At 32.6% G+C, this 7,851-nt stretch carries 6 protein-coding genes and 1 pseudogene; all 7 read right to left on the bottom strand.

What is annotated here, in order from left to right; translation table 11 throughout:
• Positions 1-518, bottom strand: a 518-nt coding sequence (locus tag GMD6S_RS11695) for a 50S ribosomal protein L11 methyltransferase (RefSeq protein ID WP_000451140.1), incomplete at its 3' end; no start/stop codon positions are given.
• A gap of 12 nt (positions 519-530) precedes the next feature.
• Complete coding sequence (locus tag GMD6S_RS11690) at positions 531-1,550, bottom strand: AbiH family protein (protein ID WP_001028050.1); 1,020 nt, start codon at positions 1,548-1,550, stop codon at positions 531-533.
• Between the two features lie 50 nt (positions 1,551-1,600).
• Positions 1,601-3,784 (bottom strand): S8 family peptidase, encoded by a 2,184-nt coding sequence (locus GMD6S_RS11685; protein WP_000529014.1) that lies wholly within the window; start codon positions 3,782-3,784, stop codon positions 1,601-1,603.
• A 61-nt stretch (positions 3,785-3,845) separates the two neighbouring features.
• Positions 3,846-4,880, bottom strand: coding sequence for an ATP-binding protein (locus GMD6S_RS11680; RefSeq protein ID WP_000747917.1), 1,035 nt, complete (start codon positions 4,878-4,880; stop codon positions 3,846-3,848).
• A 116-nt stretch (positions 4,881-4,996) separates the two neighbouring features.
• Positions 4,997-5,146, bottom strand: a pseudogene (locus tag GMD6S_RS11675) (7,8-dihydro-8-oxoguanine-triphosphatase); the annotation flags it as partial.
• 242 nt (positions 5,147-5,388) lie between these two features.
• Complete coding sequence (locus GMD6S_RS11670; protein WP_000123177.1) at positions 5,389-7,704, bottom strand: P-loop NTPase fold protein; 2,316 nt, start codon at positions 7,702-7,704, stop codon at positions 5,389-5,391.
• A 45-nt stretch (positions 7,705-7,749) separates the two neighbouring features.
• Positions 7,750-7,851: DUF3013 family protein (locus GMD6S_RS12670; protein ID WP_000296530.1), on the bottom strand; the 102-nt coding region annotated here is incomplete at its 5' end.

Genomic DNA, 7,851 nt, shown 5'->3' with positions numbered 1-7,851 from the left:
GTTTCGCCACCACGAAGAACCTGCTCCAAGGCAAAAAGGCTCATCTTGGTCGTTGGATGCGTTCCAGTCCCAAAAGCCATGCCTGGATCCAGCTTGATAATCTTTTCTCCAGCAGTCGCCTCGTAGTCCGTCCAGGATGGCACGATGGTCAAGTCATGAGTAATGCGAGCTGGCTCATAATATTTCTTCCAGTTGTCTGCCCAGTCTTCCTCAGCCAAGGCAGTCGTGCCCATCTTGACCTCTCCTAGATCCATAAAGTCTGTCAGTTCTGCTAAATGAGCCTGCAAATCTGCCTCAACCACTGCCACATCAACCGTATCAGGGTAGTAGGCTGTCACCACGATTTCTTCTTGCTGCTCCACCTCTGGGAAGATCTCACCAAAACGGTCGACATTCCCCACATAGTCCATGCTGTCTTCGATCGCAACACCTTGCGCCCCCAGCTCAATCAAGAGATTGGAGACCAGCTCCTCCCCCTCACGCTTCACTGTAACTTTTAACTCTTGCCATGTTTCCATTTTGTACTGTGCTTACCTTTCCATCAGGTTAAAAATAGTCTTTCCAATAACAACAATAAGATTATCTCTTAATTTCTTCTCTAACTCTAAATCAATACCACTATTCTGTATGAATTTATCTTCTACCTTTCTGTATAAACGTTTCACCCTAGTGGGGTTTCCTGGATCAAAATTTGGTACATAATTATAAATTATGACAGGAACAGAACTACTGATTGATCGTTCAGCGATTTGACTCCAGATATACCTATCAGTCTCTCCCAAAGAAACCCCATAGAGAATAATAATATCAGAGTTTTTTATAATATCACTATTTTTAACATCCATATTTTCTCTATAGTTTTTCAAAACTAAACTTTTTATTAGAGATTCCTTTTGTTCTTCTTCTAAACTATTTGAAATTTGTGTTTCATCACTAACCCCTAAAACCGTGCAGACATCCACAGTCCCATGTGCATGAATTGGTGGCTCAATATAAAAATTATAAAGATTAGCTCGTAATTGATTCCTGAATGATTTTGCTGACTCATTATATAATTTATCGATAACATTTGTGTAATTAAGAGTTAATATATTCACAATATCGTGTTGATATAGATTTTCATTATATTTTTTATTGATAGCAGGTTGATTAATTACAGGGAGAGAGGTTATCATATCATCTAGAGTGCTTATAAAGTCAATTGCATTACCTTTCTCAAGATTTTTTTCTTGTTGTATGCGTAGATGTTCTCTTAAATCATCAACTACTTCACTAAAATCATCTATAAACTTCTCCTTCATTTCTATACTTGAGAAGATGAGGTCGTTATCTTTTGTCAATTTACCAATTGACAATTCAAAATCTGACCAATTTTCATAATCATTTACTTTATCAGAAAATAGCGAATCATAAATAAAATTTGAATATTCCTCCTCATTCTCTTTCCTACTTATGTAAACCTTATTTTGAAATTCATAGAAATCCTTATATCTTGTTTTCAAACCATATTGTAAATCCAAACCATTTCCGACGATATAGGTGATATTCATATCTTTGCCCTCTTGTATTCCTAATATCTAAAATAAGGTTAAAATATCCACTATTCAAATTCAATTTCTTCATTTAAACTATTAAAGAGATCTACTTGAGACTCAACTTGTAATCTATTAACTAGCCAACCTCTTAATTCAGCTTGCTGAATAAAATCTTCAATACGATTAACCCCATTTAATTCTTTTAATGTAACTACTACACCAAAACGTACTCCTTGTCCATCACCACTTTTCAAACGTTCGATTGTTTTAATGCTCATCCCCCACTGAGGATTAGATGGATTTAAAATTGCTTTAGCTCTCTTTCTAGAAGTAAACGACTCTCCAATATGCTTGACATTATCCCATTTCCTAAATATATTTCTAGCTGCGTTTTCTCTCACATATCCTGGGGTATCTTCGGCATGCTGGTTGTCTTTATTTATCGATTCGATACCGTCTGACTTTAACCTACCAAAAGTAATCTGCATCTCAGTATTTGTATAATCAACCCCTTGATTTCTTGAGCAGTTAGGGAAATAACACATTGTTGCCTTAGCTACATATGGATAACTCTCACTAGAAATAGGTACTGGAAAATCATAATTATACGTATCATAAGCCCTAGAGATATCTGACACAATAAATTTAATTTCATCATCAGGTGTAGATAAAATATCATCCATTTTTATTGGAACAATACCATTTCCTATCAAAGATAAATCAGTGAATGTTTTCTTATCATTCCAGGGTATTGCTGCATCAATTAGCAAAGCCTTTGCTTCTTCTCGGCTAAGTCCCATAATATGAATGAGATAGGCCATTTTCCTTGCAATAAAAGGTGCCGCAAAACTTGTTCCAGCTACACGACCTAATCCTAGAGGTTCACAAACATTTATAAAGTCACCATTTCCCCCTCCATAATATGACACATCTGGTTTAACAAAGAATGATAAAACAATACCCTCTCGTGAATATGACACTGATTGATTATTAAAATCAACAGAATTTACTATTATAGAATTAAGTGAATCAGCAGGAGCACCTATTCTTTTACGTTTCCCATTTATTACTGAAGCATTTGTCCCAGCTATAATAAAAATTACATCATTCTCAAATTGAATTTCGTCTAATAAAGCTCCCTCTGCAGAGATAAAATTTTCTCTTATTTCATCATTGGACCCTAAAGAAAGATTCCAAACCTTAATATCAGAATTCTGAGAAACAATCTCTTTTATCTGTTTTATGATTGTAAATGAATTAAATCCACTTTGTAGTGACACACCAAAATGCCTTACTCTAAAATTTCCACAACCATCATCCAGATTAGGGTTCAAATTGACTCCATCAACGATTAAAGAAGTCACAGCTGTCCCATGCTTGTAATCTTGGCTATCTTTTCTAATATCAGGTGAGACGAAATCATGATATTCTACCCACTCATTAAAGTAAACTCTTTTGTCAAATAAGGTATCAATAACGCCAACAACTGGTTCGTTCATTGGAGATGGAAGATTTATTTTTAAATCATTATTATCTAAAGAAAAATCATCTATAGATAACTTAGAAAAATCTTCCACAATCATGGAGACAAGATAGGGAGCTTTTGATAGTAGCAATTCAATATTTTTTTCATCAAGCAAGACCGTGGTCTGATTCATAATATTAGCTTCTGAAATATCAATATTTAATTTATTCAGTAATCTAAAAATGTCTGTATGGACATCATAAAATGTCACGATAGAATTTTGAATATCAGAAACAGTAGTGTGCTCAACCCCAAAATTCTCAATAAAGCAAGAATCTCTCAAATACTGTTGAAATTTGCTTTTTGAAATACCATACTCCGAAAAATTTATAGAAGCAAACGTTGATGAATCAGAGAACATCTCACATGTTATCGCTCTATCAAAATGTTCCTCAAAAACTTCAATTATCTTACTTAAAACGGTTATTGTTTTATTAAGAGTATCTCTAGAAATATAATGAGTAACAATATGTTTTGTCTTCTCCTCATTGAATTTTGCTCCCACAATGGTATCATTAGGGAATGGATTCCCTCCTCCTACATTGAAATAGCCATTAATACGGTTACTTTTGGCAACAATTCGATTATAGTAAATACTGATCAAAATACCATCGATAATATTATTTTTTTCCCAATATGTTTTCGTTTCTTCTAATGAAAAATGAAGATACTTCAAATGTTCCAATGTAATTATTGCTTTTTTGGGTATAGTTATTGGTCCCATACCATTATTTCTTGATTTTTGTGTAAAACTTTTTCCACGTAATGTCAATAATGTATTCATGTCAACCCTCGCTTAATTCTCGTGATACACTACTTTTAGAAACACCTGTTAAAATTTCAATTTCTCTAACTGTAAAACCTAATTCTGATAATTTAGAAATAGATAAATTTTTTCCACTATGCAAACTTCTTAAGAGACGTTTTTGATAATCATGTGGATCTTGTGGATCACTAAATGCCAATGATGTTCGTATCATATTCCTTAAATCACCTGGATTTGGAATTGTATTAGAACTATATATAATTTTTTTAAATAATTTCAAATCTCTGGCTACATTCTTAAATTGCTTTAATAACTCATTTAAAATAATAGTAGCTACTTCTACTTTATCTTCATCAGTATAACGGTCAAAGTCAATTATGGCATCGAATCTTCTCGTAACTGCTTTATCAAGATTTTCAAAAAGATTTGTTGTTGCAATTAATACAATTTCTGGTGACAGCCTATCCAACTCCTTTAAAAAGGCAGAAGTCACTCGTCCCATTTCTCTCAAATCATTCTGATTAACCCTATCCAGTACTATGGAATCAATTTCATCAAATAGGATGATATAATTTTGTTTGAAAGGAAGATTATTGATTTCATTAAAAAGAGTTGCTAAGTTTTTGACTGTTTGCCCCAGCTTACTATCTACTAAGTGACTGAAATCTACTACAAGTAATTCCTTGCCAATAAGTCTAGCCACCTGCTTTACACTTTCAGTTTTCCCAGTACCTGGAGATCCCACAAATAAAAATTTATTTATTCCAATATGATGATTGACAGCGTTTATTATTCCTTTTAAATCATTCATAAGTGAAAGAGGCAATGGGAGAGGACCAATATCTAGTTTAGCAGGAGTCAAATACTCACTAGGATTCTCTATTTGTGGCATGAATCTATCACTTTGGGACATTAACCCCATAATATATTGTGCTAATTGTGTATCACCATGTTTATTGAAGTTCCGAGCAATTGCTATGGATTGATTTCTAAATTCTGTCTCTCTGCCCTCATAATGATACTTTATTAAATCAAGAACATCTGATTTTTTCATGATTCATTCCTCCTTACACAAATAATACTATATTTTTGGGACGAAATCAACTATTTTGGGACAAAATAAAAAGAATAACCTTGAAAGGATATTCTTTTAATGCAATACTATATCAGATTTTCCCTGACACTCTTTCCACCACATGGCAACTCCCACATATTGGGCCAAGGAATGCTGGACTTATCATCCCGCAAGATAGTTAAAATCCTATCCCCACAAAAAAGGGCAATCTTACAGCCTGTAAAATCAGTAATTTCGATTTCCATGTTAGACTCCTTCAGCTAATGCCTTCTCCAGCTCCTCTAACCAGTTTGCATAGTAGCGTTTCTCGTCTCGCACCGCCCTACTGTTATTTGTTTTCTGTTTGACAAACTAAATTGTCTAGTATTTTCATGATAAAAATTCATTCGAATAACTTTCATTAGTCTTGGGAAGATTAAATATTGCTAAGGAGATATAACGATCTTTAATAACATAACAATATAAATCAATGATTTAACCAAGATGTTTACCTGTTGGCTCTATATTTCATATCACTAAGCCATCTTTTTATTTCTTTTTTACAGACCTCAAAAATTTTATCTTTGAGGTCTGTATTATCTTTTTCGAAACATCCTTTCCATAAATTTTCATCTTCTACTTCGTAAACTAGGATATTTTGATCACTCAATTCTTCTTTAAATTCTGTGAGACGAGATGGTTCGTGAGAATGTAGACCACTATAACCTATGTATGGATATAGTATAAATTCATCAAAATCAGTTACAGTTACAATAATACCATTTCGTAGTGGCTGGTGATTTGGATTAGCATTCTCCGAATAATCATATGGATAGAATAAAATGACACCAACTGTATTTTCTCTCTCTACAATGGCTCGTGCATCATCAACTCCTTGAGAAGGATCATAAAATTCCTCTGCAAAACGATAAGTTCTTCCATCATATATACCTTTCTTTCCTGGTTCAGATAATTGCAACAAGATATTTTTGAACTTTTCATCATCAATACCCAATTTTTTTAGATAATCTGAGAATTCTATATCAAAGTAGTAAAATTCCTCAGTTTGAGAGTCTATATGATTAATTTTTAAAAAAGCAGTCTCATCTGAAAGTATCGTTGGTTTTGAAGCTATTTGCTGCAAAAATTCGCGAATATGGGATTTCTTATTATTAAACTCAGTCAGTGATTTAGTATGTCCATACCGACTTCGACTATCCTCGAGAGTAAAAGAGTAATCAAAAGATTGTGTCGTTAATTGATCTATTATTTTACGCAGTATAAACTTAATTTTTAAAGAATGCAAGTCATTATTATTAAAAAAACTATTCTCAAATTGTTCATATTCTTCTTTAGATAATTCCCCGACAAAATCTAGTAAGTCAATTAACTCCCAATAAAATTTCAATATCATCGGTCTATAAAGTTCATTTATACCTTTATAAAGAGTGGAATTCATAAACTTGTAAAGTTCAAATCCCTTGGAATAATAAGTTCTTCCCTCATATTTTCTACCATAATTTAACTCCCTATTATTCATTCTATTCACGAAATAGGAATCTAGAATAGTAATAAAATTATAACTTAGGGGTAGCCCTTTATTATTAATCCTGTGAATATAATCCAAAATACCTAAATCAGGGACAACAATGATATTAGGTTCAGAAATATAATCTGATTTTTCCAATAAAGATATTGCAGTGGATATATCTGTAATTAGCAATGTCGAAACATTACAATCAAAGAATAACCTTTTATTTTTATCAATCATATCAATAATTGTAGCTTTATTACATTTATCTAATTCATCAATGGAAAAAGTGATATTAAAGTATTCAGACATGTTTTTCAGAAGCCGTAGTAACTGACGCTCTTTTAACTCCTCAGTAACAATACTTTTTAACTCCCGAGACAACTCTTCATTATTATTTGAAGAAATTTTCCCTCTTAATTGTAATCCCGATTTTATTATTCCTATATCAGCACTTAAATCAATAGATGACTCGGCTGATATATCTGAAGTAGTTGATTCTAAATATCTTTTTGTATCTGTTATTTCTACATCAAAATACTGTAGCTGTTGTTGAGAAATAAGCAAGAACTCCTCTAATTTTATCAGCTCGCTCGCTTTTTTTTCAAAATACTCAACCTTTTGATACAGTTCGTCAATGTTTTTTCGAAAATTTGAAATATCTACTCTATTTTTTTGAAACATAGGAAACTTACTGTTTTGGAGTTCGTTCTGTTTATTTAAAAGCTTAAACTGTTCAAATAAATTACTAGTTTGATTTGATAACTCGTTGCATAAATTATAAATATTTGAATCAATCTCAAATTTTTCCTCAATTTTTTTCAACCTTTTACGTATTATTGAAAAATTTTTGCTTCTTTGATTCTGTTCTAACCAATCATATTTTTTTACTTTTTCCTTAGCATTATACTCTAGAGTCGGATAATACCTGCCATCATTATAAACATAATCACCAATATCACGTTCAATATCGTTCATTCTTCTGGTAATAGCGTTAGGAATTTGCATCAAAATTTCTCTATGAAAATCTTTATTACCACTAAAAAAAGATACATTCACTACAAGAATTTCTTTGTCATCTTTAGCACCTCTACGATTTTTAACAGATTCCAAAGAAATATTTTTCAGACTTGATTTTCCTGATCCTCTGTTACCACATAAGACAAAAATCCCTTTCTCTTCTCTGTATATAACCTGCAACTGCTCTACTATTTCTCGTTCTGTCGGCAATAATGAAAAATAGTCTCTAGCATCTCGGCTATAAGCACCAATATATTTTTTTTCCGCTGTCAAAATTTACCCCCCTTTACATTTACTCAAATCAAGCTTGTCTTCTTCCTAATACCTCGGATAAGGATAAAATTCTCCTTCTTCCAAGCCGACTTTTCCTTCTTCAAAGACTTCTTGGTTCCATTCCATGACGAACTCTTCTGCTTCTGG

Source organism: Streptococcus sp. GMD6S (assembly GCF_000297015.1).
Note: the sequence above shows the minus strand (reverse complement) of the source record. Positions and strands in the feature narration are given on the sequence as shown.